The 24,962-nt window shown below is 65.9% G+C and carries 24 protein-coding genes and 1 tRNA gene; 10 read left to right on the forward strand and 15 right to left on the reverse strand.

All coding sequences use genetic code 11. The annotated features are described in order from the left end of the window. Positions 1 to 2: 2 nt before the first annotated feature. The 3 genes from AC1DS3_RS07180 to AC1DS3_RS07190 are packed head-to-tail and all read left to right on the forward strand — an operon-like array spanning position 3 to position 3,030. Positions 3 to 941 carry an SMP-30/gluconolactonase/LRE family protein gene (locus AC1DS3_RS07180; protein WP_477126911.1) on the forward strand — a complete coding sequence of 313 codons (939 nt, stop codon included), beginning with the start codon at positions 3 to 5 and terminating at the stop codon, positions 939 to 941. Then, positions 938 to 1,999: a cyclase family protein gene (locus AC1DS3_RS07185; RefSeq protein ID WP_477126912.1), complete on the forward strand. Its 1,062-nt coding sequence runs from the start codon at positions 938 to 940 to the stop codon at positions 1,997 to 1,999. Before AC1DS3_RS07180 ends, AC1DS3_RS07185 begins: the two co-directional genes overlap by 4 nt. A gap of 50 nt (positions 2,000 to 2,049) precedes the next feature. Continuing rightward, positions 2,050 to 3,030 (forward strand): tripartite tricarboxylate transporter substrate binding protein, encoded by a 981-nt coding sequence (locus AC1DS3_RS07190; RefSeq protein ID WP_441640993.1) that lies wholly within the window; start codon positions 2,050 to 2,052, stop codon positions 3,028 to 3,030. A 131-nt stretch (positions 3,031 to 3,161) separates the two neighbouring features. Here the strand turns inward: AC1DS3_RS07190 and AC1DS3_RS07195 are convergent. Together AC1DS3_RS07195 and AC1DS3_RS07200 are read right to left on the reverse strand one after the other, a co-directional pair. After that, positions 3,162 to 3,237, reverse strand: a tRNA-Met gene (locus AC1DS3_RS07195). 269 nt (positions 3,238 to 3,506) lie between these two features. Further along, positions 3,507 to 3,746 carry a hypothetical protein gene (locus AC1DS3_RS07200; RefSeq protein ID WP_150986120.1) on the reverse strand — a complete coding sequence of 80 codons (240 nt, stop codon included), beginning with the start codon at positions 3,744 to 3,746 and terminating at the stop codon, positions 3,507 to 3,509. A gap of 157 nt (positions 3,747 to 3,903) precedes the next feature. Between AC1DS3_RS07200 and AC1DS3_RS07205 the strand changes: the two genes are divergently transcribed. Then, the gene (locus AC1DS3_RS07205; protein ID WP_441640992.1) at positions 3,904 to 4,710 is read left to right on the forward strand and encodes a 5'-3' exonuclease; all 807 of its coding nucleotides are present in this window, start codon (positions 3,904 to 3,906) and stop codon (positions 4,708 to 4,710) included. Positions 4,711 to 4,863: 153 nt separating this feature from the next. Here AC1DS3_RS07205 and AC1DS3_RS07210 read toward each other — a convergent pair whose 3' ends face one another. Both AC1DS3_RS07210 and AC1DS3_RS07215 read right to left on the reverse strand, forming a co-directional pair. After that, on the reverse strand, positions 4,864 to 6,087 hold the full coding sequence (locus AC1DS3_RS07210) for an MFS transporter (protein WP_441640991.1): 1,224 nt from the start codon (positions 6,085 to 6,087) through the stop codon (positions 4,864 to 4,866). Further along, positions 6,084 to 7,241 (reverse strand): serine hydrolase domain-containing protein, encoded by a 1,158-nt coding sequence (locus AC1DS3_RS07215; protein ID WP_477126913.1) that lies wholly within the window; start codon positions 7,239 to 7,241, stop codon positions 6,084 to 6,086. The genes AC1DS3_RS07210 and AC1DS3_RS07215 overlap by 4 nt, the downstream gene beginning before the upstream one ends. Before the next feature lie 150 nt (positions 7,242 to 7,391). Between AC1DS3_RS07215 and AC1DS3_RS07220 the strand changes: the two genes are divergently transcribed. Continuing rightward, complete coding sequence (locus AC1DS3_RS07220) at positions 7,392 to 8,303, forward strand: LysR family transcriptional regulator (RefSeq protein ID WP_477126914.1); 912 nt, start codon at positions 7,392 to 7,394, stop codon at positions 8,301 to 8,303. Positions 8,304 to 8,342: 39 nt separating this feature from the next. Here AC1DS3_RS07220 and AC1DS3_RS07225 read toward each other — a convergent pair whose 3' ends face one another. Continuing rightward, a complete protein-coding gene (locus AC1DS3_RS07225) occupies positions 8,343 to 9,212 on the reverse strand; it encodes a LysR family transcriptional regulator (RefSeq protein ID WP_441640988.1) in 870 nt (289 codons plus the stop codon). Positions 9,213 to 9,307: 95 nt separating this feature from the next. On the opposite strand from AC1DS3_RS07225, the gene AC1DS3_RS07230 reads away from it, so the two are divergent. From AC1DS3_RS07230 to AC1DS3_RS07245, 4 genes are all read left to right on the forward strand, one after another. After that, positions 9,308 to 10,189 carry an HpcH/HpaI aldolase/citrate lyase family protein gene (locus AC1DS3_RS07230; protein ID WP_441640987.1) on the forward strand — a complete coding sequence of 294 codons (882 nt, stop codon included), beginning with the start codon at positions 9,308 to 9,310 and terminating at the stop codon, positions 10,187 to 10,189. Between the two features lie 133 nt (positions 10,190 to 10,322). After that, entirely contained in the window at positions 10,323 to 11,279 is a 957-nt protein-coding gene (locus AC1DS3_RS07235; RefSeq protein WP_477126919.1) for a tripartite tricarboxylate transporter substrate binding protein, read from the forward strand. Positions 11,280 to 11,349: 70 nt separating this feature from the next. Then, on the forward strand, positions 11,350 to 12,543 hold the full coding sequence (locus AC1DS3_RS07240) for a CaiB/BaiF CoA transferase family protein (protein WP_477109646.1): 1,194 nt from the start codon (positions 11,350 to 11,352) through the stop codon (positions 12,541 to 12,543). A gap of 211 nt (positions 12,544 to 12,754) precedes the next feature. Next, positions 12,755 to 14,878: a TonB-dependent receptor gene (locus tag AC1DS3_RS07245; protein WP_477126915.1), complete on the forward strand. Its 2,124-nt coding sequence runs from the start codon at positions 12,755 to 12,757 to the stop codon at positions 14,876 to 14,878. Here the strand turns inward: AC1DS3_RS07245 and AC1DS3_RS07250 are convergent. From AC1DS3_RS07250 to AC1DS3_RS07290, 9 genes are all read right to left on the reverse strand, one after another. Continuing rightward, on the reverse strand, positions 14,862 to 16,301 hold the full coding sequence (locus AC1DS3_RS07250) for a PepSY-associated TM helix domain-containing protein (RefSeq protein ID WP_477109644.1): 1,440 nt from the start codon (positions 16,299 to 16,301) through the stop codon (positions 14,862 to 14,864). The genes AC1DS3_RS07245 and AC1DS3_RS07250 overlap by 17 nt on opposite strands. Positions 16,302 to 16,506: 205 nt before the next feature. Beyond that, positions 16,507 to 16,881, reverse strand: a complete 375-nt coding sequence (locus AC1DS3_RS07255; RefSeq protein ID WP_441640983.1) for a DUF2946 domain-containing protein — start codon at positions 16,879 to 16,881, stop codon at positions 16,507 to 16,509. A 373-nt stretch (positions 16,882 to 17,254) separates the two neighbouring features. Continuing rightward, entirely contained in the window at positions 17,255 to 17,707 is a 453-nt protein-coding gene (locus AC1DS3_RS07260; RefSeq protein WP_477126916.1) for a hypothetical protein, read from the reverse strand. Positions 17,708 to 17,774: 67 nt separating this feature from the next. Beyond that, entirely contained in the window at positions 17,775 to 18,146 is a 372-nt protein-coding gene (locus tag AC1DS3_RS07265) for a type II toxin-antitoxin system VapC family toxin (RefSeq protein WP_441640981.1), read from the reverse strand. Next, positions 18,143 to 18,340, reverse strand: a complete 198-nt coding sequence (locus AC1DS3_RS07270) for a type II toxin-antitoxin system VapB family antitoxin (RefSeq protein WP_150986132.1) — start codon at positions 18,338 to 18,340, stop codon at positions 18,143 to 18,145. The genes AC1DS3_RS07265 and AC1DS3_RS07270 overlap by 4 nt, the downstream gene beginning before the upstream one ends. Before the next feature lie 225 nt (positions 18,341 to 18,565). Continuing rightward, complete coding sequence (locus AC1DS3_RS07275) at positions 18,566 to 19,375, reverse strand: YbaY family lipoprotein (RefSeq protein ID WP_477126917.1); 810 nt, start codon at positions 19,373 to 19,375, stop codon at positions 18,566 to 18,568. Between the two features lie 77 nt (positions 19,376 to 19,452). Continuing rightward, a complete protein-coding gene (locus AC1DS3_RS07280; RefSeq protein ID WP_441640979.1) occupies positions 19,453 to 20,076 on the reverse strand; it encodes a thioredoxin domain-containing protein in 624 nt (207 codons plus the stop codon). 19 nt (positions 20,077 to 20,095) lie between these two features. After that, the gene (locus tag AC1DS3_RS07285) at positions 20,096 to 20,632 is read right to left on the reverse strand and encodes a DUF1697 domain-containing protein (protein WP_441640978.1); all 537 of its coding nucleotides are present in this window, start codon (positions 20,630 to 20,632) and stop codon (positions 20,096 to 20,098) included. A gap of 153 nt (positions 20,633 to 20,785) precedes the next feature. After that, positions 20,786 to 22,180: an aminotransferase-like domain-containing protein gene (locus tag AC1DS3_RS07290; protein WP_477126918.1), complete on the reverse strand. Its 1,395-nt coding sequence runs from the start codon at positions 22,178 to 22,180 to the stop codon at positions 20,786 to 20,788. 93 nt (positions 22,181 to 22,273) lie between these two features. Between AC1DS3_RS07290 and AC1DS3_RS07295 the strand changes: the two genes are divergently transcribed. Further along, positions 22,274 to 23,485, forward strand: coding sequence for an MFS transporter (locus AC1DS3_RS07295; protein ID WP_441640976.1), 1,212 nt, complete (start codon positions 22,274 to 22,276; stop codon positions 23,483 to 23,485). A 59-nt stretch (positions 23,486 to 23,544) separates the two neighbouring features. On the opposite strand, the gene AC1DS3_RS07300 is transcribed toward AC1DS3_RS07295, so the two are convergent. Beyond that, complete coding sequence (locus tag AC1DS3_RS07300) at positions 23,545 to 24,954, reverse strand: FAD-binding oxidoreductase (protein WP_477126920.1); 1,410 nt, start codon at positions 24,952 to 24,954, stop codon at positions 23,545 to 23,547. Between the last annotated feature and the right edge of the window lie 8 nt (positions 24,955 to 24,962).

The raw sequence follows: 24,962 nt of genomic DNA on the forward strand, positions 1-24,962 counted from the left end.
CCATGTTCTTGCTGAATCCCCCGGAAGTCCGTGAGCTGGATACTTTCACCCGCATGCCGATGCGATACCGCCAGCCCAGGCGCACGGTCTGGGCCGACGCCAATCAGGGTGGGCGCGAGATCGACGCCTTCCTGGAGGGGCCGGTGTTTGACGGCGCCGGCAATCTCTACGTCACCGACATCCCCTACGGCCGCGTCTTTCGTATTGATCCGAAGGGCGACTGGGAACTGGTGGCGCAATGGGACGGCGAGCCCAATGGCATGAAGTTTCTCAGCCCGACGGAACTGCTGGTGACGGACTACCGCAACGGGCTGATGCTGCTCGACACGCGCAGCGGACACGTGGCGCCATACCTGKGCCGCCGCAATACCGAGAGCTTCAAGGGCGTCAACGACCTCACCATCGATACGCAAGGGAACATCTACTTCACGGACCAGGGGCAGACCGGGCTGCACGATCCTACCGGCCGCGTCTATCGCCTGAGTGCCGCTGGCCGTCTGGAGCTGCTGCTGTCCAATGTGCCCAGCCCCAACGGCATCGTGCTGTCCCCCGACGAGAAAGTCCTGTTCGTGGCGGTGACCCGTGGCAATTGCGTATGGCGCATGCCGATCCTCGCCGATGGCGGCGTCTCCAAGGCGGGCCAGTTCTTTACGTCATACGGCCCGAGCGGCCCGGACGGGCTGGCCATGGATGCCTGCGGCCGGCTGCTGGTGGCGAACCCGGGGCTGGGCTACGTCTGGGTGCTGAACCACCGCGCCGAGCCGCTGCAGGTGCTGCGTGGCCCCGCCGGGCATTCCCTGACCAATCTCGCCTTTGGCGGCGCGGCCGGCAAGACGCTGTTCGTGACGGACTCCACGGCGGGTGACATCCTGCGCATCGACATGGATGTGGCGGGGCTGCCGATTGGCCCAAGCAAGATTGCGGCGGGAGACAAGGCATGACGCGACGCTGGAAGCATAGCCCGGAGGGCAGCCACTGGGGCGAGTTCGGAGATGACGACCAACGCGGCCGGATGAACCTGGTGGACGAGGCCAAGGTGCTGCAAGGCATCGCCGAAGTGAAGGAGGGGAGGACGTTCTGCCTGTCCTTGCCGCTGGACCTGCCGGGCGGCTCGGCGATGAATCCGCGCCGGCAGCCGCCGCGCCGCTTCTCGGTCCTGCGGGACGGCAAGAGCGCCGGGCAGCAGGGATTCTGCTGGTCGTACGCATCCGAGGACCCGAGCATCACCGATGTGGTCAACGACGATGTGGTGCTCATGAGCCTGCAGTACTCCACGCAGTGGGACAGCCTGGCGCACGTTGGCAGCCACTTCGATGCCGATGGCGACGGTGTGCCGGAGGCGGTTTTCTACAACGGCTTCAAGGCGGGAGAGCACATCCGGCCTGGCCATGAAGTCAGCAGCGCCGAGCCCTGGGCGCGCTACCAGGATCCGGTGGCGCAAGCGCTCAGCATCGCCGTGCTGGCGGAGCATGGGGCGCAAGGCCGTGGCGTGATGCTGGACCTCGAACACCATATTGGCCGCAAGCGCCATGCCGTCGGGTACGACGAGCTGATGCGCATCCTCGATGCCGACAGCATCCAKGTGGAGGCCGGCGACATGGTCTGTATCCACACCGGCTTTGCCGACATGCTGCTGGCGATGAACGGCAACCCGGACGTCAAGCGCCTGCATKACAGTGGCAGCGGCCTCGATGGCTACGACAGCAAGCTGCTGAACTGGATTGTCGACACCAGGCTGGCTTGCCTGCTGGCGGACAACCCGGCGGTCGAGCTGGTGGTGCCGAAGCCGCTGACGCCGTCGCCGATCCGCGGCCCGCGCCTGCCGCTGCACGCGCATTGCCTGTTCAAGAACGGCATTCATCTCGGCGAGCTGTGGTACCTGACGCCGCTGGCGCGCTGGCTGCGCGCGCACGGCCGCAGCCGCTTCCTGCTGACCGCGCCGCCGCTGCGCCTGCCCGGCGCGGTTGGCTCGCCGGCGACGCCGATTGCCACGGTCTAGCCGGCCGCGTTACTGAATTCAACGCATTGCAAATCGACGGAGTCGAACACATGCACAAGAAGTTTGTCGCCAAGGGGCTGATAGTGGTCCTGCCGCTGTTCGGGACTACGGTCACCGCCAATGCCAACGCCGCTGGCTATCCGGACCATCCCATTCGCCTGGTGGTGCCTTACCCGGCCGGCGGTGCGGCGGACACCGTGGCGCGGATCCTGGCCGCTCCGCTTGGCGCGAAGCTTGGGCAGACGGTGGTGGTCGACAATCGTCCGGGTGCCAGCGGCGTCATTGGCGCAGGCGCGGTAGCGAAGGCGGCGGCCGACGGCTACACGCTGCTGCTCGACGCTACCGCCCACTCGGTCAACCCCAGCCTGCAGCCCCGGCTGCCGTATGACACCAACAAGGACTTCGTCCCCGTTTCGCTCGTCGTGCTGGTGCCGAATCTTCTCGTGGTGCCGCCGAATTCGCCGTTCAACAAGCCCCAGGACCTGATTGCCGCCGCCAAGGCAAAACCCGGCAAGCTGAGCTATGCGTCCGCCGGCCCGGGAACCGCCCAGCATCTCGCGGCGGCCTTGTTCAGCCAGCAGTCCGGGCTGAACCTGCTCCACGTGCCTTACAAGGGTGGCGCGCCGGCGCTGAGCGACCTGATGGGCGGCCAGGTGGACCTGATGTTCAGCAACATGGCGGCCTCGTACCCGCTCGTCAAAGGCCAGAAGCTGAAGGTGCTTGCCACCACGGGGACCAAGCGCGCTCCCGCGCTGCCAGATACGCCCACCGTGGCGGAGTCCGGGCTGGCGGGCTACCAGGTCTACGAATGGAACGGGCTCTTCGCACCCGCCGGCACGCCGCCGGCGATCGTGGACCGGCTTAGCGGCCTGGTGCGGCAAATCCTCCAGTCGCCAGCGGTGAGGCAACGCTTGCTTGCCATCGGCGCTGAGCCGGCCGGCTCCACCCCGGCAGAGTTCAGGCGTTTCGTCGATAGCGAAACAGCGCAATGGGCGCAGGTCATCAAGGACGGGAGTATCAAGCCTGAATAGGCGCCGGAAAGTGCAGGGCGCGGCCCGACATCCCGCCGGACCCATTTGCCCCTCGGCATGCCACCGCGCCTCCAGCGCCGTGCCAACGCAAAAAAGCCCGTGCGGCGTGAACCGTACGGGCTTTCAGAATCTGGTTGCGGGGGCAGGACTTGAACCTGCGACCTTCGGGTTATGAGCCCGACGAGCTGCCAACTGCTCCACCCCGCGGGCCGAAATATACGCGGGTTGGTGCGTCATGGATAGTCCTGATTGGGATTATTTTCAGAAATGGTCTCGGCGGATTGCCAGAATCAATGCAGATGCTGCAAGAATGAGCGCGGCATTCGCGCTTTGTCGGGCATCCGAGCGGTGGCCGATCCCGTCGTCAAGCCACGTATTCGCCGCACGCGCAGCATCAACGGACACGATTGCCCGTGAGATCGGCGGTGCACATGCACCAAATCCTGGCGCCGGCCTGGCAGCAACCACCCCCGCTCTTACCCTCCGGCGGCATCCTTCGGCGCCGGAGCCAGGCGGAACTGCGCGGACAAGTCGGCCTCGGCGCCAAGCTGGGCATCGGTCTGCACGACGCCTTTCGCGGCGAGCTTCGTGAGTGTCCGCGCTGCCTGGATCGGGCTGACGCCCGTGGCCTTTGCGACCTGATATGCATCCATCGGGGTGCCCGTCTTTTGCAGGGCGTCGATTACTGCCTGGCGAGTGTCGTGATTGTTGTTCATTTCCGGGCGTAGGTTGAGTCTGCTCAGACTAGACGAGGTGGACCGCCGGCGCAACCCCGCATTCTTGCTGATTCCCCCGCCCGAAAAGGTTGCGCGACGGGCGTCGCACGTCAGAATAGAGGGTCTGACTGCACGCATCGCAAGAATCGCAAGAACAATGAAGCACACACTACTGCTGATCGACGGCCTGAACATCCTGCGCCGGGTCTATGAAGCCAACCCGGCCGAAGACATCCCGACCAAGGTTGAGGGTGCCGTGCTTTCGGCGCTGGCCTCGTTCCGCCGGGCCTTGACCGACTGCAAGCCCACGCACGCGCTGGCGGCGTTTGATACGGGCGGCAAGACCTGGCGGCACGCGCTCTATCCCCAGTACCGCCAGCACCGCAAGCCCATGGACCCGGAACTGGCGGAGGTCCTGCCTGACTTCCGGCTGACGCTGACGGAAGTGCTCGGGCTGCAGACCGTCATGATCGACGGCTACGAGGCCGACGACATCATCGCCACGGCCTTTTATCGCTGGACCGCGAGCAAGGAGGGGCAGGTGATCCCGGTGAGCACGGACAAGGACGTGCTGCAGCTGATTGCCGACGGCGCCATTGTGCGCAACCACTTTGCCACCGCGAAGAACGGGGAGCCGTCCTGGTTCGATGAACGCTACGTCATGGATAAGTTCGGCGTGGGCAGCCACCAGCTTGCCGACTATCTCGCGCTGCTGGGGGATAGCACGGACGATATCCCCGGTGTCGAGAAGGTCGGGGCCAAGACCGCGGCCAAGCTCCTGCAGCGCTACGGCGACCTGGAGGGCGTGCTTGCCAACGCCGCCGAGGAAAAAGGCGTGGTCGGCAAGAACCTGGCGGAACAGGCACATCTGGCCCGGCTCTCCCGCCAGTTGCTCTCGCTGAAGACCGATGCCCAGCTTGGCCTGACGTGGAACATGCTGCGGGTGGGCGAATCGGCTGAGTAGTGGTTGAGTCGTGGTTGAGTCGTGGTTGGGGAGTGGCTGGGTAGCGGCACCTGGCGTTCCTGGCGGTGCCCATGGTCGGCGCCTTTACGCATCGACCCGGCCAAGGCGATCGCGATCAAGGCATACCTGCTGCTGCTTCTTGCATTTTTGGTTTTAGGTTTTAGCCGCCATGACGCTGGCGCGGCCCGGCTTGCGGTCGAACAGCAGCAGCTTCAGCGCCATGCACAGCGTTGCCAAAGCGGCGAACAGCCAGCCGCCCCACAACGCGCCCGTCATGCCCGCTGCGGTGATGCACCAGCCGCCCACCGCCGAGCCGGACACCACGCCCAGGTTGGCGGCCGAGATATAGAGGCTGGTCGCGAACTCCGGGGCTTCCGGCGCAGCGGATGCCAGCCACATCTGGCTGACGATCAGGCCGCTGGTATGCGCGGCGCCCCATAGCAGGCAGACCGCGATCATCGGGACAAACGAGGCATTGCCGCAGGCGTAGAGCACAAGGTAGGCACCACCCAGAACCGCCGGGTGCAGCAGCGCGGTCCGCGCCAGGTTCTTGCCCAGCAACCGGCCGGCGATCAGGTTGCCCGCCACGCCGCCGATACCGAACACCACCAGCAGCGCGCTGATAGCCTCGCCACCCATGCCGGCCTCGCGCGCGAGGTACTCGGCCGCATAGCTGTAGACCGAGAACATCGTGGCGAAGACGAACACGGTTGCGATCAGGTTGAGCCACAGCGTCGGTTTGCGCAGGATGGCCGAGGGCCGGCTGGCGGATGCGGCCTGCGCGGGTGCGGGCCGCTGCGCCGCATCCGGCAGCATGGCCTGCAGGCCGATTCCCGCCGCCGCGTTGACGGCGGCGCAGAACAGGAAGGAGGCTTCATAGGAAAAGCGCGCCGCAATCCACGCGGTGAGCGGCACGCCCAGCACCAGGCCCATGCTGGTGCCCACGAAGGCCATCGCCGTGGCGTGCGTGGCTCGCTCCTTCGGGTACAGCGACACGGCCGCCGCGAATGCCAGCGAGAAGAACACCGGGTGCAGCAGCGCGGGGACGATGCGCAGCGCCATCAGCCCGGCAAAGCTCGGCGCCCACGCCGACAGCACGCTGCAAGCGGCGAACACGAACAGCGAGCCCGCCAGCACCTTGCGCCGGGCATAGCGCGACAGCCACAGCACCATGAATGGCCCGCACACGGCCACCACCAGCGCGAACAGGCCGACCAGCCAGCCTGCCCGGGCCACCGTGACCCCGTAGCGCGCGACGATGGCGGGCAGGATGCCGACCACGCCGAACTCGATGGCGTAAAGGCCAAACAGGCCGAGCGCGATAAAGAACAGGGAGCGGCCAGCATCGATGCCCTTCATGGGTGCCACATGGCTCATTGCGCCACCGCCTCTTGCCCATAGACGGCGTCGCGCAGGTCCATCACGAAGCGGCCGGACATGCCTTCGTACAGGGTGTTGGTGAACGCGGCCACGCTCAGGCCCCGGGCGCGGTCGACGAACCAGGAGTGCCCGTAGGCGCCGCCCCAGCGCCAGGTGCCGGCCGACTCCGGCGAGCCGGCCGCAGCCGGATCGTACAGCACCGAGAAGCCCAGGCCGAAGCCGGTGCCCGGCGCATCGGGCGGGCCCCATGCGCCGGTCTGGTTGCGGCCCATTTCATCGACCCAGGCAGCGGGCATCAATGGCTCGCCGCCCTGGCGCAGGGTTTCCAGCAAGCGAAGGAAATCGCCGGCGCTGCCAACCATGCCGGCGCCGCCGGAGGGGAAGGCACTGGTATCCAATGCGCGCGCCGGCGCGTAGTGGATGCCAGCCGTGCCGTCAACGACAGGGACCACATCGCGCGCGCGCATGCGGCGCGGCACCGGCGTGTCGTTGATGTAGGCGGTGGCCAGGCGCCCGGCATCGGCCGCGGCAAAGCCGGTGTCGACCATGCCCAGCGGACCCGTGACCAGCGCGTGCACCGCGTCGGCCAGCGGCGCGTCGCAAACGCGTTCGATCACGGCGCCAAGCACGTCCGTGGCCAGCGAATAGCCCCAGGCGGTGCCCGGCTTGTAGAGCAAGGGCACGCTGGCGATGCGRCGCAGGTTTTCCGCGAGCGTAATGCCCGGCTGGTCCATGCCGTCCGACACGCCTGCGCGGGCATAGGGCCCGTGCTCGTCGGCTTCGAAGAAGCGGTAGCCCAGCCCGGCGGTATGGGTCATCAGTTGCCGCACGGTGATGATGGCGGGGCTGCTGTCGGCCAGCCGCGGCGTGAAATCCGRCAACCAGCGGGTCACGGCCTCGTCGAGTCCCAGCCGGCCTTGCGCCAGCAGCGCCATCGCCGCGGCCGACACGATGGGTTTGGACACCGACGCCAGGCGGAACAGCGTGTCGGCGTGCATCGGGAGGGCGGCTTCGCGGTCGGCCATGCCGGCGGCGCGGCGGTGGATCACTTCGCCATGGCGGGAAACCAGCACTACGGCGCCGACCAGGCGGTGGTCGGCAATGGCTTGTTCGATGACCGCGTCGACGCGGGCGGGCAGGAGGGCGGACATGCGTGTTTTCCTTCGTCGCAAGAATGTTGAGGGGACCAGGCGAACGATAAGAAACATTTGACTCGGGAAAAAGTAGGCTAGAGTTCCTGGTTATCCGGACAAGGTTGTCCGTAATCGAGGATCGAGGTGCCTGGCATGAGGGGAAAGCCGATGGACAGCCTGAGTGGCTTTACCGTGTTTGTGCAGGTCGCCGAGACCCGCAGCTTCGTGGCCGCCGGCCGCCTGATGGGCGTGTCTGCGTCGGCCGTGGGCAAGAGCGTGGCCAGACTGGAAGAAAAGCTCGGCGCGCGGCTGTTTCACCGCAGCACGCGCAGCATCACCCTGACGGCGGAAGGCGCGCAGTTCCTGGAGCGCAGCCGCCGCATCCTGGCCGAGATCGAGGCGGCGGAGCAGGAGCTGTMGCACGCAGCCGAAGCGCCGCGCGGGCGCTTGCGCGTCAGCCTGCCGCTGGTGAGTTCGCTGGTGCTGCCGGTGCTGGGCGACTTCATGCGGCAGTACCCCGAGATCGAGCTGGACCTGGATTTCACCGACCGCATGGTGGACGTGATCGAAGAGGGTTTCGATGCCGTGGTGCGCACAGGCGAGCCAAGCGACTCCCGGCTATCGGCGCGGCGCCTTGGCGCGTTCCGGATCCTGCTGGTGGCATCGCCGGCGTATCTCGCGCAGCGCGGGGAGCCCCGGCAGCCCGCGGACCTGGCCGGGCATGCCTGCCTGCAATACCGCTTCCCGAACAGCGGCAAGCTGGAAGCCTGGCCGCTGCGCCGCGCAGCCGTTGATCCGGAGTTGAACCTGCCCACCTCGATGATCTGCAACAACATCGAGACCCGCGTGAGCTTYGCGTTGCAGGGCCTCGGCATCGCCTGCCTGCCGGACTTTGCCATCCGCGAGGCGCTGGCCGACGGCCGGTTGCGCACCGTGCTGGACGACTACGTGGACCGTAGCGGCACCTTCCGCGTGCTGTGGCCGGCCAGCCGGCACCCGTCGCCCAAGCTGCGCGTGTTCATCGACTTCCTGGGCGAACGGGTGTTTCCGGGCGGCGCGGATCATTCCCATTCCGTATGAGCATCGGCGGATCGGCGCGGGATCGGCGCCAGCAAGCGCTCAGGCGGCCGCCTGCCGCGCGTGCCGCAACAACGAGAGGATCAACGGCGTGCGGGGCGAGGCGCGTTGCCACAAGATGCCGAACCGGCGCGGCTCGGTCGCTTGGGGCAGCGTCAACTTGGCGATGCGCAGGCCTGCCGTCAGCGGCGACGCGATGTCGGGCACGAGAGACACACCCAGGCCCCGGTCGACCATCATGGCGATCGCCACCAGCGAGCTGAGCTCGAACCGCTCGTGCGCGGTGATGCCGGCTCGCCGCAGGTACCGGTCGGCCTGCTTGCCGCCGCCCACGCTGCGGTCGTAGCGGATCAGCGGCTCGGTGCGCAGCAGGTCATGCGGATCGCGCCGGGCCAGCCGGGCGGGCGCCAGCACAACCAGCGGTTCCTCGCGCAGCAGCTCCCACACGATGGTCTTGGGCAGCGCGAAGGGCGGGTGCAGGCAGACGGCCGCATCCAGCTCCGCGTTTTTCACGGCGTCGTACAGCGCCGCCGATTTGTCCGACTGGATAAACACGGAGACACCCGGATGCTCCGCGGCGAATCCGGCGAGCGTTTCCGGCAACAGGCTGTGCAGCGCAGTGTTGATCGTGCCCAGGCGCAGTTCGCGCGGTGCCTGCGCCTCATTCACCCAATCCCGCAATTGGTTGAAGTCCCGCAGCAGGGCGCGGGCGCGTTCGGCCAGCCGTGCGCCCGACTCGGTCGGCGCCACGGTGCGGCCGGCCCGGCCCAGCAAGGCAGTGCCCAGCTCCCGCTCCAGGACGTGGATCTGCTGCGCGATGGCGGCGGGCGTCACGTTGAGCCGCCGGGCGGCTTGCGCGAGGGAGCCGGTATCCATGACGACCAGGAACGCGTTGAGGTAGGCTGTCTCCATACATTCTCTATCGATTAAAGAAAGACATAGATAGTTTATCTTTGTTCTGGCGTGACCCACACTGGCGTACTCCAAAGCCACTGGTTCACGTTGCCATGAGAAGCAAACTGTTCGTCCCCGGCTCCCGCCCGGAATTGTTCGACAAGGCCTTGGCCAGCGCCGCGGACGGGCTCTCGTTCGACCTCGAGGACGCGGTGGCGCAGGAGCGCAAGCCGCAAGCGCGCGAGGCACTGCGCGAGCTGCTGCGCTCGGGCCAGGCCCGCGCCAGCGGCAAGACGCTGATCGTKCGGGTCAACGCGCTGGACACCCCTCACTTTGCGGCCGACGTGGCCGCCGTGGTGCAGCCCGGCCTGGACCTGATCAACCTGCCCAAGCCCGAGAGCGCCGACGACGTGCGCCGCGCCGCCGCCGCCATCGAGCAGGCGGAACGCGCCAACGGGTTTGCGCATGGCGTGGGCAGCCCGGTCCGCCTGCTGCTCAACATCGAAACGCCCAAGGCGCTGCGCCTGGCCGGCGAATTGGCCGCGGCCCACCCGCGCGTGGCTGGCTTGCAGCTTGGCCTGGGCGACCTGTTCGAGCCGCTGGGCATTGCTAGGTGCGAAAGCGCGGCGATCCAGCAAGCCATGTACGCGGTGCGCATGGCAGCCGGCGAGGCCGGCGTGTTCGCCTACGACACGGTGTTTGCCAACATCAAGGATGAAGCCGGGTTCCGCGCCGAGGCCGAGCTGTCGCGCCGCATGGGCTTTCTTGGCAAGAGCTGCATCCATCCCAGCCAGGTCCCGCTGGCCAACCAGGCCTTCCGCCCGAGCGACGAGGAGATCGGGCATGCGGCACGGGTACTGGAGGCCGCGCGCGATGCGATGGCCAGGGGCGTGGGCGCCTACGTGGTGGACGGAAAGATGATCGACCCGCCGTTCGTGAAGCGGGCGGAAGCCATCGTGGCTACCGCCAGGCGCCTTGGATTGCTGCCTGCCTGATTCCGCCGGGGTCCGCAGCCAGGATCCGCAGCCAGGATCGGGCTGCACCGCATGGGGCAAACAAAAAACAGAAGGAGACATCTTGAAAACACCATCCGTATCCGTATCCGTATCCGTATCCATTTTCAGTAGCGTGGCGCTGGCCGCCACGGCCAGCGCCTGTCTGGTATCCGGCGCGGCGTTCGCGCAGGGCGGCTATCCGAGCAAGCCCATCACCATCGTCGTGCCCTATCCGCCGGGCGGCTCCAACGACATCTTCGCGCGCATCGTCGCCAAGGAGATCGGCGAGGAGCTCAAGCAACCCGTGGTCATCGACAACCGGCCCGGCGCCAGCGGCAATACCGGTACGGGCATCGTGGCCAAGTCCGCCCCGGACKGGTACACGCTGGTTGCGGTGTCGTCCAGCATGACGACCAACGCCGCGGTGCAGGCCAAGCTGCCGTTCGATGCGGTCAAGAGCTTCGTGCCGGTGGCGATGTTTGCGCAAGGGCCGTTCATCGTCGCGGTCAACAATGCGTTTCCCGCCAGGACGCCGCAGGAACTGATCGCGGCAATCCGCGCCAGGCCGGGCAAGTACAACTACGCCTCAAGCGGGCCGGGCAGCGTCAACCAGTTCGGCACCGAGCTGCTCAAGGCCAGGGCCGGGAACCTGTTCATCACGCATATCCCGTATCGCGGCATGGGTCCCGCCGTCACCGACCTGATCGGCGACCAGACACAGCTGCTGATCTCCAGCGGCCCCTCGTTGCTGCCGATGGTGCGCGCCGGCAAGGTGCGCGCTGTTGGCATCACCAGCCTCAAGCCGAGCCCGATCGCGCCGGATCTCACGCCCATGTCCAGCGCGGTGCCGGGCTATGAGTTCGAGCTCTGGTGGGGCCTGCTGGCGCCGGCCGGCACGCCGCCGGCGATCATCAACCAGCTCAACACCGCCGTCAACACCATCTTGTCCAAGCCTGAGATCAAAGCGGCCTTCCTGAAGGAGGGCGCCGAAGCCAGGCCCGTCACGCCGGCCCAGTTCGCCGCCACCATCGCGCAGGACGTGGAACGGTGGAAGACGCTCGCCAAGCGCCAGAACATCGTCGTGGACTGATGCCAGCCCACCCTGCCTCTATTGCCCCTACTGCCTCTATGGCCTCTACTGCCTGTTTCCGGAGATCTCCATGCGTTCCCCCTCTGATGACCGCGCCGCGCCGCTGAGCGCGCGCACCGGCAAGCCAGGCCCGCTGTCCGGCCTGCGCGTGCTGGACCTGAGTGCCTACATCGCTGGCCCCTATGGTTGCTCGCTGCTGGCCGACCAGGGCGCCGAGGTCATCAAGATCGAGCCGCCCGCCGGCGACAACCTGCGCAAGTACCCTTCCTCGCTGGAGGCCGAGAGCCGCGCCTTCCTGGGCGTCAACCGCAGCAAGCTGGGCGTGGTGCTCGACCTCAAGCAAGCCGGCGATCTGCAGCGGCTGATGGCGCTGGTGCGCACCGCCGACGTGCTGGTGCACAACTTCCGGCCCACCGTGCCGCCCAGGCTGGGCATTGCTTACGAACAGCTCAAGCTGGTCAACCCGCGCCTGATCTATTGCGCCGTGACCGGCTATGGGGAAGACGGCCCGCTCAAGGACAAGGCTGGCTACGACCAGGTCTTGCAGACCATGACCGGCATGTGCACGCTGCAGGGCAAGCAGGGCGGCGCGCCAGAGATTCTCTATGGCTCGGTGGTCGACTACTACGGCTCGGCGCTGGTCGCCGGCGGCGTCGCGTCCGCACTCTACGAGCGTGAGAGAAGCGGCGAAGGCCAGTATGTCGGCATCTCGCTCTTGCGCGCGGCGCTGACCATGCAATCGGCCCGCATGGTCTGGGCGGACAACGAACCCAGGGAGGTTGGCCGCGACATGCGCTCAGGCGGCATCACCGGCATTCATCCGACCAAGGAAGGCTATCTCTACATCTCCGCCAACACGCCGCATTTCTGGGCGGCGCTTTGCGAGAAAACCGGCCTGGCGGAACTCGCCACCGAGCGCTACGACAGCGTGCGCAAGCGCGCGCTGCATCAGGATGAGATCGTCCCCACGCTGCACCGCGCGCTGGCAACCCGCACCGCGCTGGAATGGGAGGCGCACTTCGGCGAAGCGGTCCCCTGCGCCGCCGCGCGCTCCGTGGAAGACATGTTCGACTTCCCGCAGGTGCAGGCGGAAGGCATGGTGGCCACGTTCGAGCATCCCACCGTGGGCCGGTATCGCGGCTTCACCCGTGCCATCAAGTTCGGGCGCACGCCGGGGCCGGAGCCGTTCGCGGCGCCGGTGCTGGATCAGCATGGGCAGACGGTGAAGGCGGAGGCGGACAGGCTGGTGAGCGAGGGGATGTAGCGGCTCGCGCCGGGCTTCGGGCTTCCATTCATTGGCGAGGCTGTGGCAAATGGCCGCTGCATGGGTGGCGCGGCCACGCATTGCGCCCAATGCGTCGCATTGCCGCATTCCTTTGATGTCAGGCCGCTGGGTAGACTTTCGCGCCTCTAGCGCCACTCGCACGAGTGGCGCTTCGAGCCGACAACTCTCCGGACTCAGCGCGCCTCCATTCATGCTCCCCGCTTCGCTTCGACATCACTGCCTTGCACTCGCCGCCGCAACCGCCGGCTTTCCCGCCTACGCTGAGGACGCAGTTCGCGAAGCGCCCGACCTTGCCCCGGTGACTGTCTCCGCTGCGCCGGAGTCCGCGTTGCGCGGGCAGGCATCCACGGGCTCCAACCTGGGACTTGCGCCCATGCAGACGCCGGCCAGCGTCGACGTCATCCGGCGCGAGCAGCTGGAAGAACGCGGCGACGCATCGCTCGTGGATGCCATCGCCCGCGCGCCGGGGCTGTCCGGCCTCGGCCACCCCGGCAACGGCGGCGCTGCATTGTCGGCGCGCGGCTTCACGGGCTCGACCTCGGTGATGCAGCTCTATGACGGGATTCGCCAGTATGGCGGCATCGGCATCACGTTCCCCTTCGATACCTGGTCGGTCGAGCGCGTCGAAGTGCTGCGCGGCCCGGCTTCGGTGATCTACGGAGAGGGCGCCATCGGCGGCGTGGTCAATGTGGTGCCGAAGAAGCCAGCGCGCGGCCCTATCGAGAATGAAATCCAGGCCGCGCTGGGCACGGAGAATACGCAGCGGCTGGCATTCGGCAGCGGCGGCGCCATCAACGACAAGCTCGCCTACCGGCTCGATGTGAGCGGCAACCGCTCCGACGGATCCGTCGATCTCGGCGACTCCCGGAACCTGTCGCTGTCCGGTGCCATCCAGTGGGACGCCACGCCGGACCTGAGCCTCAAGCTCAGCTATGCCAAAGGCTGGCAGGAGCCGCAGCGCTACTTCGGCGTGCCGCTGGTCAACGGGCAGCAGGACGCGGCGCTGCGGAGCAAGAACTACAACGTTGGCGACAGCCTGCTCAAGTTCGACGACCAGTGGACGGAACTCGCCGCGCAGTGGACACCGAATGCTGATGCCACGGTGCGCTCGCGCCTTTACTACATCGACAGCAAGCGGCACTGGCGCAATGCCGAGTACTACAACTACGTGCCGGCCACGGGGCTGGTCAGCCGCTCGTCCTATACGGAGATCCTGCACGACCAGTGGCAGGTCGGCAATACCACCGATGCCACGCTCCGGCACCGGCTATTTGGCATGAAGAACAGCGTGTCGGTGGGTTTCGACGTCAATCGGGCGTCGTTCACGCATACCAATAACTCGCCTTACTCGGGCACGTCGGCGGTGGATCCCTACGTCTTCGACCGCGGTACGTTTATCAACGTGGCGGGCACCACGCCGCGCTATCGCAACGAAGCGACGCAGTACGCGTTGTTTGCCGAGGATCGCCTTGAGGTGACGCCGCGCTGGTCCGTGCTGGGCGGGTTGCGCYATGACCGCGCCGACCTGTCGCGCCGTGACCTGGTGGCGGGGCAGGCCGCCTTCGACAAGACGCTCTCCCATGTTGGCTGGCGCGCCGGCATGGTCTACAACCTGACGCCGGACCTCGCCGTGTATGCGCAGTACGCCGAGGCGGCCGATCCGGTCAGTGCCTTGCTGATGCTGACGCCGGCCAACAGCAACTTCGACGTCTCCACCGGCCGCCAGGTCGAAGTCGGCGTCAAGCAGGGCTTCTGGCAGGGCAAGGGCGAGCTGACGCTGGCCGCCTATCGGATCGTCAAGAAGAACCTGGTGACGCGTGACGTTGCCAATCCTGCGGCCAGCGTGCAGGTGGGGCAGCAGTCGTCGAAAGGGCTGGAAGCCACCTTCGGGCTGGCGTTTCTCTCCGGCTGGCGCGTGGATGCCAATGCCGCGTTGCTGCAGGCGCGCTATGACGATTTCACGGAATCCGTGGGGGGCGCAGCGGTTTCCCGTAGTGGCAATGTGCCCACGGACGTGCCCGAGCGGCTGGCCAACGTCTGGGTGACGTGGCGCTTTCTCCCGGCATGGACCGCCGGCGCAGGCCTGCGCTACGTGGGCCGGCGCTTCGCCGACCGCGCCAATTCACTCGAGATGCCGGCCTATACGACCACCGACCTGTCGCTCCAGTGGCGCGCGCGCCGGGACACGACGCTGGCGCTGCGCGGGTTCAATGTCTTCGACAAGCACTACGTCACCACCGCCTACTACAACGCCACGCAATGGCTGCAAGGATCCGGCCGGCGGGTCGAGCTGAGCGTCAACTACCGCTTCTGAGCGGACTGGCTGCGTCTGGCGCGGCCGGCCGCACGGTGGCCGGCCGTGCGAACCAGCGATCCAGCAGCCAGACCATCACCAGCGTGGCGCCCATCATCGGGAACACCGCGCCCAGCAGACCCAGGCCGATCACCCATGCCCGCATGGGCGGGAGCGTGCGCGGGAATGACGGTGCGGCCAGGGCGCGCGCGGGCCGGCGCTTGAGCCACATCACGAGGCCCGTCACGGCGAGCATCATCAGGCCCAGCGAAATCACCGTGCACGCAATCTGGTTGGCCAAGCCGAAATAGCGGCCCATGTGCAGGGACGTGCCGTAGGAGATGGCCTGCGCCACCGGGCCGTAGTCRCTGTAGCGAATGTCCTTGAGCACCTTGCCGGTGTACTGGTCGATATGCAGCGTGCGTTCCACCTTGGGATCCGCGGGGAAATAGGACGCAGTGAACACGCCGGTGGCGGACTTCGGCAGCACGAGCTGGTAGCCGCTCGAGACACCGTTTTCGGCCACGATCGCCACGGCGCGGTCCAGGCTGATCGCGGCAGCACCCACTGCCGGCGCCGAGCCGGACGGAACCTTGGCCATGCCGACCGCCCAGGGGACCGCAGCGAGGGGAAGCGCATCCATGCTGGCCGCGCCCGGCGTCGACCAGACCCCTGCGTCGCCCCATGCGCCGGCCGGATTGCCCAGCCGCGCCGCAGTCGCGATCGCCTTGAATTGCTTGCCCCACGATGCGGTCCAGGGCAATCCGGACAACACGAACGCCACGGCGCCGATCGCCATCCAGGCGCCGATGACCAGGTGGACTTCCTTCCACCAGCCGCGCCCGCCGGCGGCCTTGCCGATCACGAAGGCTTTGCCGCCTTTGTCGCCCAGCCGCGGCCACCACATCGCGACGCCCGTGGCAATCATCACCAGCGACCAGCATGCCGCCAGCTCCATCAGCAGCTCCCCGGTCTTGCCCAGCAGCAGCGCGCGATGCAGCATGCGCACCTGCTTCATCAAGCGGTCCTCCACACTCAAGCTGCCGAGAAAATTGCCGGTGTACGGGTCCAGRTACAGGCTTTCGCTCTTGCCCGACGGCAGCCGAAACACAAACTCGGCACTGGCGCGCGGGGACGAATCGACGGTGTACGTTGTCGCGACGGCCCCTTCGGGCGCCTGGGCCCAGGCCCGGTCCAGCAGGGCCTGGGCGGGAAGCTTCGCGCCCACGGCCTCCACGCGCAGCAAGTGCGGATAGAGCTGCGATTCGATCTGCGGCTGGAAGCAGTAGATCGTGCCGGTGATCGCCAGGACGACCAGGAAGGGCGCAACGAAGAGCCCGGCGTAGAAGTGCCACCGCCAGAGCATGCGATAAGACGCCGCTGCGGCCGGCGAGGGCAGGGTGGCTTGCGTGGGCATGGGCGGCCGTTCGAGAGGCTTGGACATGGCGGGATTCGTCAAAGGGTGTACTTCAGGCTCAGGTAGAACGTGCGCTGCGGGAAGGGGCCTCGGCCAGCGTGCCGATGGTGCCAAGGATGACTAGGGGCAGCAGCGTGCGCATGATTGGGATTGGGTCTACCTCAAATCGTTGTCCGGCGTCCGCGGGCAGGTGCGCGCGGACGCCACGATCACGCCAAAGGGCGTGTGTTGCTTACAGACTGGATTGAGGTAGAGCCGGAGGGTCCCTGGGGCGTCCTGAAGGAAAGGCCCCGAGTGGCGTGAAGCGGGTGACCAGCACGTGCGCCGTGGCGGCCACCAGCAGCGGKATCGCCGATAGCGCCGCAGGCGCAAGGGCAGGCAGCGGCACATGATCCGCCAGCAGATCGCAATAGCCGCAGGCATTCAGCGCGCTGCCCGGCATGCCATGGGGCGCATCGCCCGGGTGGGCGGCCGAGCAGATGACGGCTTCGGGATCGCTGGCTTGGGCCGCGGCCACGAACTGGCTGACTGCCGGCGCAAGCACAATGAGCCACATGGCGATCAGGCCAAGCCATGCGGTCAAGCGGATGCGGCGGATAAGCGTCATTGTTATATGCAAGCGGGCGCGGCGCAGTCTACCCCAGCCAAGGCGCGGTGCGATCAGGCAGGCTGCGCGTCATTTTGACACAGGCAAGGACCGAGATATGCGCCGCGGGCCACGGGAGGTTGGCGCGATTCCCTTCAGAAGTGGCCCGGTTTTGGCGCGATTGTGGCGCGATTGTGGCGCGATAACCGAAATCGCGCCACTGTGAGCATCCGCGCTATTCCGACGCGCAATGGCAAAGAGGCTGTGCCAATGCGCCTGGTAAGGTATTTGTACAAGAAACTCGCCTAGCAGATATGCGGCTTTCCAAATAGCTGTCCTTGGCGCTCGCGCCAGGACAGCGATGCCAACCTCAGTCCGATGCCGTTTTTTCCGCTCACGGAGTCAGGCACATTCGCGMAAACTCTCTGCAATCGTCGTCCGCGGCGGGATGTTGCAGCACCGCGCCAAGGGCATCCACAAAGGCCGCAACTGTTGGGCCGCCTTGCTCCTCGCGCTCAGCTTCGTCCATGCGCATCATGCGGTCCAGGAACGCGACCACTTGCGTGCTCGGCTGCCGCTTTAGTGACGCCAGCAACTGCGCTGCATAGACGCCGACCGGCTGGCGCTCGATCAGCGACCCGAAGGGGCCAGGGCCACCATAATCCAGCTCGGGATACTTTTCGATCAGGGCCAATATGCGCGCCAGGACTTGTTGATAGTCTTGGCTTTCCAGCGCGCCGAGGTGTTCGTAGACGCAATCGATGACAATCCATTTGTCACCCTGTGCGCGAGCCTCTGCGGCCGCCTTGTCGATGCTGGAAAAAATGGAATCGAGATCTGGATTCATTGTTACGTTCCKGATTAGTAGGTCAGAAAGTAGGTCGGAAATGGTCCTCGAAGGGGGGAGCCGGTGGCTAGTGCGCTGGCCGAGCGGCTAGTCCCAGGCGATCCGCGACGGCCAGTAGGCGCTGGTCGCGCGTCCATAAGGCACTCCCGGGCGTCAGCCGCGTGGCGGCCAACAGATGCGCGTCGACATAGCCAATACCCAGTCCATGCAGCGCCTGGTCGCCAATCATCCGGTCGACTTCGTCGTCTGTTGCCACCACCGCGCGCGGCAGGTCGCGCAGCGCGCCTAGCACCAGATCACGCTGCCGCAGGCTTCCCAGGGCGATCTCGCCTATCACGAACGGGTGGGCCAAGACGCGATTGGCTTCAAGCAAGGCGGCTAGCGCCGCATCGCCGGCACGCAGGTGGTCAATCCAGACCGAGGTGTCGACGAGGATCACACTGGCTCCGACCGGCGGCGTGCCGCCGGCTCCAAGGCGGGTTCAGTGCCCCCGAGACGACTCAGGCGGCGCGCGCTTTCGCGCTCGATCAGCGCACGCAGCGCTTCGCGAACGAGGGAGGATTTCTCGGACAAGCCGGTCAGGGCTTGGGCTTTGGCCAGCAAGTCATCATCCAAAGCAAGCGTGGTGCGCATGGCAACCTCCGTTGTCGGTTGACATCAATTTTAGCATCAGATGATGCGGAAAAACGTGTCTCACGACCTCCGGTCAGGCCCGTATTCGCTGCGAGGCGGGCGCAGTCCCCTGCGCGTAAGCCAGGACTGGACGTCAGCCTGCCCAATTTCCCCGTCGGAAAATCGTCAAAAATCGCAAATTCAACAAAATATCACGACCCCGAGCTTTTCGATAGACAGCCCCTACTAGCGCAACGCTACAGCCTCGAAGCGCGCCATCACGGCATTGTCGGCGCCGAGCAGATCGAGCTGGCGGCCCGCGATGCGGTAGCGCCGTACCGTTTCCAGGGCGTGCAGGAACTGCGTTTCCTGGGCCATGCCCTGTGCGCAGGCCATCATGGTGCCCGCCAGGCCTTTGAATTGAAGCTGGTCGCCATCGGCTTCATAGCCGCCCATCAGGCTGTTACAGCCGCCATTGCCTGACAGCCGCGCCTCGTTTGTGGCAAGGATCAGGTGCGGTTCGCGCTGGCGCTCCGCCACGCGCACCGGCGCATCGCCCAGCCGCGTGAGCTTCCAGTAGGTTCCGCGCAACGGGCTGTCTGGCACCTGGGCAGTCGGCTTTCCCGATGGCTTCGCCTCGCCCCTGGAAGCCGATACCAGCTGCAACTGGAGTGGCGCGTTGTTGCCATCGAGCACCGGGGCATGCGTGTCGGTGGTGAACAGCAACCGGCCATGCTGTCGGATCACCGCCCGCACGGCGTAGCGATGGCCAGGCTCGATCRCCTGGTCCCGGTAGGCAACCCCAAAATGAAAGGGCGGCTGGCCTGCCGGATCCAGCGCGGACCGGCCGATGACCTCGGCAGGTGCGTCGGCGCGCGATACATCTTGCAGTGTGACTTCGAACACGGCATCGGGAGGCAGCGCAATACGCTCACGATAAGTCGCCGTGCCCGTCACGACACCGGCCAGCGCAGGTAGCGCCAGGGTGGCAGCGAATGCGGCAAGGGTTTGGCGTACGGGGTGCTTCCACATGGTCTTGTCCGTTCTTAGGTTCATTGGGTTGGATCGTGAAGCTTTCACGCCATCACGCCTTCACGACCAGGCGGTTTGCCAGGTCAGGAAACTACGGTTGACTAGATGCCAAGCCGCTCTTTGAGTGCTTCGGTAGTCAGCGCCCCCGAAAACGTCAACATCTCGCCCCCCGGGCCCTGAAATACGGCGAATGGCACGCTGTCCAGATTCAACCGTAGAAAGTACTCGGTGTTGGCCTTGACCTGGCTCACGGCGTTTTCCGGGGCCTGTGCGGCGGAGACCTCAAGCCCTCCCTTGCGCGCATCGATCAAGGCTTCATGATTGTCCATCTCCTTGACGGCGTTCTGGCTACCGAGCAGGTAGGCACTCTGCAGCGCGGATTTTTCCGGGGTCAGCAGTCCGACCGGGATCCAGATGAAGTGCGCGGACGACAGCAGTGGCTTCGCAGCCTTCCAGAGCTCACCGCAATGGGGGCACTGCGGATCAAAGAAGATATAGACCTTCCTGGCGCTGAGCAAATTGCCGGCATTGAAACCGTGCGTGTTGCTTGCCACGGAATCGATCGACAGCGTGACAGCCGGCTGCTGGGCGACGCTGGCCGGCGCGGGATTCGCGTCGACCTTGGCTTTCTCTCCGCAACCATAAATCTGGACGATCAGCGCTGCGCAGATCGGCAGCAGTAGTGTTCTTTTCATATATAGCCGGCTCCGGTTGGCTAAATCCATTCAGACCAGGTGGGGTTGCTTAGCGTTCATTTGCACCGAGCGCAATGAGCTTCGAGATCGTATTGAAATTACGGGTCGTCGCGGCCACCTTGAGCTTTCTCTCGATGAAATTGTTGTTGGCCTTCAGGTCGCTGTATTTCGTGGCGCACAACACGTACGCCATGTCACCGACCACCTGTACCTGGTCTGGTGCATGTTCAAGCGCATGGAACGCTTCCAGCAACGCATTTTCCGGCCTGGCTGAAAGCAGCGTGAAATAGAGCTTGGCGGGATTGGCGCCCTTGAACGGGTTGTTTTCCATCGCTTCATTGAAGTACGGTGCCGACCTTGCCAGGACTTTGATTTCGCCGCCAAACCGTTCCTTGATGACATCGTGAACCAGATCCTCGATGGCGGACTGATTCAGGTTCGTGGAGGCAATGACGTTGCCACTCTGGATGTAGGTTCTCACGTTGCGCAGGCCCGCTTCTTCCAGTGCAGCGCGCAGCGGTGCCATGAGCACCTTGTTCTTTCCCGTCGGCGTCAGACCGCGCAACAGAATGATTTTTGTCTTCATGGTCCTACATCATCGTGAAGGCTATTGGCTGCCAAACGCCAAGTATAGATGGGGAACCAGCTTGGCCAGGGTCAGAGAAGTTCCACAACCATAGCCACGAGCCACGAGCCACCGTTGACCGTAGATGCACGCGCGCTATCATCGCGGTCTGCGTCATGGGCTCGGGCGCGCGTTCCTGGCCGTCTGCAACGCGTCACCCTGGCGTGGTCCGTTMAACGTCTGCGCCACGGCCAGGAGTCCGGCTTCCAGTTGCCGGATTGTGGCAGGCGCCGCCATGGCGATTCTTATCGTACGGCTTGCCGGCATATCAGGCGCGGCAAAGGCGGCCAGGGGTGTGATTGTCACACCTTGCCGTGCCAACGCAATGACGAGGTCATCAGGTCTCCAGTGTTTCGGCAGGTCGAGCAACAGATGAAAGCTGGTGTGGTGCGCCTTGATGGGCCACGCCCCGAGGATGCGCCGCGCGAGGTCTTGCCGCAAGCGCGCCTCGTCGCGCTTCGCCACGATCCAGTGCGCCAGCGTGCCATCCCGCATCCATGCGGTGGCCAGTGCGGCGGTCATGGCGCTCGCGGACCACAACGTGGCGCGAAGTCCCTCATGGAGCCGGTCCCTGAGCCGTTCGGGTGCGACCATATAGCCCACTCGCAACCCTGGGGCCGCGCTCTTCGACAGGCTGTGAATTTCGATCACGCAATCTGGCGCCAGGCTGCGCAGCGTTGGCGGAGGCGAAGCTTCGAGAAAGCCGTACACGCTGTCATCGACCAGTAGCAAGCCGTGGCGACGCGCAACCTCGATCAAGGCGAGCCTGCGCGCGAGCGGCATCACGCTCCCGGTGGGATTGTGAACCGTGGGCATCGTGTAGACGATGCGCACCCGGCCTGCATGCTTGCGGCAAACCGCATCGAGGGACTCCGGCACGATGCCGTCGTCGTCGATGGGTACGCCGACCAAGGGGATGCCCAGCAGTTTCGCCGCGCTCTTGAAACCGGGGTAGGTCAGGGATTCCACGGCAACCAGATCGCGCCGCGTGACAAGGCTTGCCAGAATGACGCTCAGGGCGTGCTGGCTGCCGCCACAGACCATGATGCCCGCGGCATCGATCGGCGCGCTGGCGGTGGAGAACCATTTTGCCGCCATCTCCCTGTCTTCGCGACGCCCCGGATGCGGGTGATAGTCGAGCAGGGTCGACAGGTCCCCCTTGTCGGAGAGATTGCGCAGCGCATGACGCAACTGTGCGGCTTGCTCAGGCAGGACCGGATAGTTGAACGCCAGGTCGATCAGGCCGGGCTCGCGTTCGCTGATTTGAGAGAACTCGGCAGCGGCCTGTGTCTCTATTGTGCGGACAAAGGTACCCCGCCCAACTTCGCCAATCGCCAGTCCGCGCTCAATGAGCTCCCGATAAACACGGGCGGCGGTCGCGGCGGCGATGCCATGTTCGTCCGCGTAATCGCGATGGGCCATCAACCGGCTGCCCGCTTCGAGCGAGCCATCCTGTATCAGCGACGCAAGTCTTTCAACGTGTTCCAGGTATCGCGCAGGGGCTGCCATCGTTTCTTGGATTGATATTAGTGCAATGAAATTATTGCACTAATATCCACGGRGGGCAATACTAAGCTCCCTCGATCCCTTGCCCACGAACCCATGCTTGATCCCCTGGTCCGTTCCACCGCGAAGGCGGGCCCATGGCCCGTCCGGGTGGTGGCCCTGACACTGTTCCTGATTACCGGTGCGGTGAATCTGCAAGCGCCGCTTTACACGACTTACGCACGGGCAAGCCAGATGGGCGCTGGGGCGCAGACGCTTGCCTTCGCTTGTTATGTGGCCGGATTGGTGCCCACGCTGATTTTCCTTGGCGGGCTATCGGATCGCGTGGGGCGGAAATTGCCTTTGATCGGCGCACTGCTGCTGACATCATCGGCAACCGCGTTGCCGATGATGTGGCCCCGGCTAGAGGCGCTGGCCGCGGCACGCGGATTGTGCGGCATCGCGACCGGACTGATGGCTGGCAGCGGCACACAGTTCCTTGTCGAATTGATCGGGCCGCGGCCAGCGGCGGCTGCGCGGGCCGCGCGCATCGTCGCGGCGGCCACCTCGCTGGGCTTCGGCTGCGGCGCGCTGGCGACCGGCCTCTGTCTCCTGGCGGCGCCGTCTCAACAGACCCCCGTGACCTATGGTGCTTACCTACTTTGCGCCGCTTGCGGGGTGGCTTTGCTCGCCATGATCCGGGAGCCATCGTTCCCGCGTTCGTCGGCGTGGCTTCGCATGCCCGTCTTTCCCAGGCAGACGCTCATCTATAGCGTTGCGATTCTCATTGCCTGGTCGGCGGTCGGGATGGTGATTGCTCTGGTCCCGGTGGCGCTCGCCGCGCATGGGCACGATGCGTGGACGGGGTTTTCCACTTTCTTCGTGATTTCAACCGGACTCGTTGTCCAGCCCGTGGCGCGCAAGCTAACGCCTCCGCGGTCGTTGCGCCTGGGCATGCTGCTCGTACCCTGCGGCTTCACCGTATTGATCGCGGGCGTTGTCTTCTCGTCGCTGCCGTTGCTGCTGTCAGGCGCGATGCTCGCGAGCGCGGCTTGCTACGGCTTTACCTATCTTGCAGGCCTCGCCGCGAATTCAACCTGTTCCACCGACGCCAACCGGGCTCGGGCAACTTCCGGCTATTTCCTCTTCGCGTATTTCGGATTCAGCGTGCCGGTCATCGCGAGCGGTGCGCTGGCGGATCGGGTCGGCGTGCATTCGGCGCTTTGGATCTTCGACGGCGTAATCATTGTGGCGACCGTTTTGCTCGCGCTTTTCATGGCCAGCCCGCACGGGAAGCGGCGGATGATCAATGAGAGCGTTTCGCATTGATGGGCCGCCGCTTCCCGTTTCCCGCTTCCCGTTTCCCGCTTCCCGTTTCCCGCTTTACGTCAGTCCAGCCTTGGCAGCATCTTGGCGGGATTGAGCAGGTTCTTCGGATCCAGCGCCCGCTTGACCTGCCACATCAGCTCCAGCTCCACCGGCGATTTGTAGCGCTTCAGGTCGTCGCGCTTGGCGACGCCAATGCCGTGCTCGGCGGAGATCGAGCCGTTTTCCGCGTGAGCCAGCGTGTCCACCGCCTCGGAGATCGGCGCGTACCACTGGCCGAGGAAGTCCGCGGCGCTGCGGTCCTTGGGGCGCAGCGGGTTGAAGTGCACGTTGCCGTCGCCCATATGGCCGTAGATCACCATGCGCGCGGCGGGCTCCAGTGCCAGCACCTTGGCCGAGGCGTCGCCGATAAACGCGGCGATGCGCGACAGCGGCACCGACACATCGCACTTGATGCTGCCGCCGGTGCGGGTCTGCGCGTCCGAGATTTCCTCGCGGATGCGCCAGAAGCGCTGGGCGTCGGCCAGGCTGGCGGCCACCGCGGCGTCCAGCACCAGTTCTTGCGCCAGCCCGGCTTCGAGGATTTCCATCAGCGTGGCGTTGAGGCTTTCGTCGCTGCCGCCGGAGGTCAGCTCGATCAGCACCATCCAGTCGTGCCGCGCGGGCAGCGGCGAGGCTACGTCGCCCAGGTATTCGAGCACCAGTTCCAGCGCGGGCGCCGAGATCAGCTCGAACGCGGTGACGGCCTGGCCGCCATGCTGCTTGGCCACGCCGAGCAGGCGCACGGCGGCTTCGGGGCTTTGCACGGCCACGAAGGCCACGGCATTGGCGCGCGGCTGCGGCATCAGCTTGAGCACGGCCGCCGTGATGATGCCGAGCGTGCCTTCCGAGCCGACGAAGAGTTGCTTGAGGTCGTAGCCGGTGTTGTCCTTGCGCAGGCCGCGCAGCGACGAGTAGATGCGGCCATCGGGCAGCACGGCCTCGATGCCCAGCACCAGGTCGCGCATATTGCCGTAGCGCAGCACGGCGGTGCCGCCTGCGTTGGTGGCCAGGTTGCCGCCAATCTGGCAGGAACCTTCCGAGCCGATGCGCAGCGGGAACAAGCGCTGCTCCTGCTCGGCCGCGGCGCGGGCCGCGTTGAGCGTGACGCCGGCCTGCACCGTCATGGTGTCGTTGATGGTGTCCACGGCCAGCACGCGGTTCATGCGGCCCAGGCTGAGCAGCACCGCGGTGCCGCTGTCGTCGGGCACCGCGCCGCCCATCAGCGAGGTATTGCCGCCTTGCGGCACCACCGGCACATCATGCGCGTGGCACCAGGCCATGACCTGGCTGACCTGTTCGGTGGTGGAGGGCATGACCACCACCTGGGCCTTGCCGCGATAGATGCGGCGGTAATCCGTGACGTAGGACTCGGTGTCGGCGTCGCCGCTCAGGCAGGCGCCGGCGCCGACGATGGCTTGCATGGCGGCCAGGGTGGCGC

Source organism: Cupriavidus sp. 01L46, assembly GCF_056399905.1.

Bases quoted from the DNA above. Each gene is read 5' to 3' on its own strand.
- AC1DS3_RS07190 (WP_441640993.1), top strand. From the start codon at position 2,050: ATGCACAAGAAGTTTGTCGCCAAGGGGCTGATAGTGGTCCTGCCGCTG.
- AC1DS3_RS07200 (WP_150986120.1), bottom strand. From the start codon at position 3,746: ATGAACAACAATCACGACACTCGCCAGGCAGTAATCGACGCCCTGCAA.
- AC1DS3_RS07205 (WP_441640992.1), top strand. From the start codon at position 3,904: ATGAAGCACACACTACTGCTGATCGACGGCCTGAACATCCTGCGCCGG.
- AC1DS3_RS07210 (WP_441640991.1), bottom strand. From the start codon at position 6,087: ATGAGCCATGTGGCACCCATGAAGGGCATCGATGCTGGCCGCTCCCTG.
- AC1DS3_RS07225 (WP_441640988.1), bottom strand. From the start codon at position 9,212: ATGGAGACAGCCTACCTCAACGCGTTCCTGGTCGTCATGGATACCGGC.
- AC1DS3_RS07240 (WP_477109646.1), top strand. From the start codon at position 11,350: ATGCGTTCCCCCTCTGATGACCGCGCCGCGCCGCTGAGCGCGCGCACC.
- AC1DS3_RS07270 (WP_150986132.1), bottom strand. From the start codon at position 18,340: ATGCGCACCACGCTTGCTTTGGATGATGACTTGCTGGCCAAAGCCCAA.
- AC1DS3_RS07280 (WP_441640979.1), bottom strand. From the start codon at position 20,076: ATGGATTTAGCCAACCGGAGCCGGCTATATATGAAAAGAACACTACTG.
- AC1DS3_RS07285 (WP_441640978.1), bottom strand. From the start codon at position 20,632: ATGAAGACAAAAATCATTCTGTTGCGCGGTCTGACGCCGACGGGAAAG.
- AC1DS3_RS07295 (WP_441640976.1), top strand. From the start codon at position 22,274: ATGCTTGATCCCCTGGTCCGTTCCACCGCGAAGGCGGGCCCATGGCCC.